The organism is Micromonospora acroterricola, from assembly GCF_003172955.1.
Taxonomy (GTDB): Bacteria; Actinomycetota; Actinomycetes; order Mycobacteriales; family Micromonosporaceae; genus Micromonospora; species Micromonospora acroterricola.
Genome location: NZ_QGKR01000018.1, coordinates 1 through 1,901, shown reverse-complemented (window position 1 = coordinate 1,901; position 1,901 = coordinate 1). Strand labels below are relative to the sequence as shown.

At 70.6% G+C, this 1,901-nt stretch carries 1 protein-coding gene and 3 tRNA genes; all 4 read right to left on the bottom strand.

Annotated features, from left to right (window positions below; all coding sequences use genetic code 11):
- Window positions 1–75 precede the first annotated feature (75 nt).
- A tRNA-Glu gene (locus tag DKT68_RS00150) sits at window positions 76–148 on the bottom strand.
- Between the two features lie 175 nt (window positions 149–323).
- Window positions 324–396, bottom strand: a tRNA-Glu gene (locus tag DKT68_RS00145).
- Between the two features lie 134 nt (window positions 397–530).
- Window positions 531–602, bottom strand: a tRNA-Gln gene (locus DKT68_RS00140).
- A 108-nt stretch (window positions 603–710) separates the two neighbouring features.
- Window positions 711–1,514, bottom strand: coding sequence for a fumarylacetoacetate hydrolase family protein (locus tag DKT68_RS00135; RefSeq protein ID WP_109815419.1), 804 nt, complete (start codon window positions 1,512–1,514; stop codon window positions 711–713).
- Window positions 1,515–1,901: the final 387 nt, after the last annotated feature.

Sequence of the window (1,901 nt, the reverse complement as noted above, 5' to 3'; positions counted from 1 at the left end):
TGGGCGGAGAGGGGCGCGCCCGTGGGCGGAGAGGGGAAAGGCCCGCCTCGCGTAGCGAGACGGGCCTTTCGTGTGTAGCCCCGACCGGATTCGAACCGGCGCTACCGCCTTGAGAGGGCGGCGTCCTGGGCCACTAGACGACGGGGCCAGAACTTTCCTGCTTCACCGCTGCGACGAGCGGTGCGGCTGTAGTCTAGCGGCACCGTAGCCGGGGGGCAGCACGGGGTGCGGGCCCCCGACAGGGCCGCACGAGCACCCGGCGGGGCCGGTAGGCGGACACGAAACAGCCCGCCTCACGAGGTGAGACGGGCTGTGCGCTGATGTAGCCCCGACCGGATTCGAACCGGCGCTACCGCCTTGAGAGGGCGGCGTCCTGGGCCACTAGACGACGGGGCCAGAACTAATTCTGCTCCCCCACCCTCGCGGGCGGAGGAGCTGCACTCTACCAGAGACCACCCTCCGCCCCCGGAGGGGCGGAGTCGAACTCCGTCAGAATCCAGCGTCCGGGATTCTCGCGAATCCCAGCTGCGCTGGGGTACCAGGACTCGAACCTAGACTAACTGAACCAGAATCAGTCGGGCTGCCAATTACCCCATACCCCATTGGCCCCTTGCGGCGCCGGGAGTGAACTTTACCCTCCCGGTGCCGGCAGGCCAAATCCGATCCCCCCGAACCGCCTGTGAGCTGCGGAAACAGGGGCATCGAACGGATCAGGCGACCGGGACCACGGGGTTGCTGAGCTCCCCGATGCCCTGGATCCGCACGGTGACCGTATCCCCCTCGACGAGCGGGCTAACCCCGGCCGGCGTGCCGGTGAGGACCACGTCACCGGGCAGCAGCGTCATCACGTGCGAGATGTACGACACCAGGCCGGGCACGTCGAAGACCATGTCCTTCGTCCGGCCGAGCTGGCGCACCTCCATCTCCTCCGGGTTGCGGCCCACCTCACACCGGATCTCCAGGTCGGAGACGTCCAGCCCCGTGGTGATCCACGGACCGATCGGGCAGAACGAGTCGAAGCCCTTGGCCCGGGTCCACTGCCCGTCCGAGCGCTGGAGATCCCGGGCGGTGACGTCGTTGGCGCAGGTGTAGCCGAAGATGGCACGTTGGGCGGTGGCCCGGTCGGCCCGGCGCGCCCCCGGCGCGCCGATCACCACCGCCAGCTCCGCCTCGTGCTCCACCTGCTTGGAGAAGATCGGCAGCCGGATCGCGTCCCGGGGACCGATCACCGAGGTGGACGGCTTGAGGAAGAGCAACGGCTCCCTGGGCACCTCGTTGCCGAGCTCGGCGGCGTGGTCGGCGTAGTTGCGACCCACGCAGACCACCTTGCTGGGCAGGATCGGCGAGAGCAGTCGGACGTCGGAGAGGGCCCAGCGGGCCCCGCTGAAGGCGAGCTGGCCGAACGGGTGGCCTTCGATCTCGGCGATGGTCAGGCCCTGCGGCCCGGCCTCCGACTCGCCCTCGACGACCCCGAACGACATTCCCTTGGCATGAGCGAAACGAGCGATACGCACCTGGCCAATCTAGCCCCGCCCGCGGGTTTACCGGCCAGGACCGGCTGCCGGGTGTGCTCAACCCGTCAGGACGCGGCACCCTACCCGAGGCGACGGCGGCCGGGGCGGGCTTCCCGACTTCGTACCCGCACGGAGGCGGCCCGCCCCTAGCGTCGGCTCCGGAGGTTCGTTCGTATGCCTGCATCGACACGACACCACAGAGCCCTCGCAGTGCTGGTGCACTGCCTCGGTATCCTCGCCGCCGTGCCGGCCCTGCCGTCGGCGGCTCCGGAGGCGGCGGCCGCGCCACGACCACCGGCCGTCACGCCACGACCAACGGCGGCCGCGCCACAACCGGCGGCGGTCACGCCGGGGCCGGCGGCGGCGACACCACCGGCGGCCGGCGTG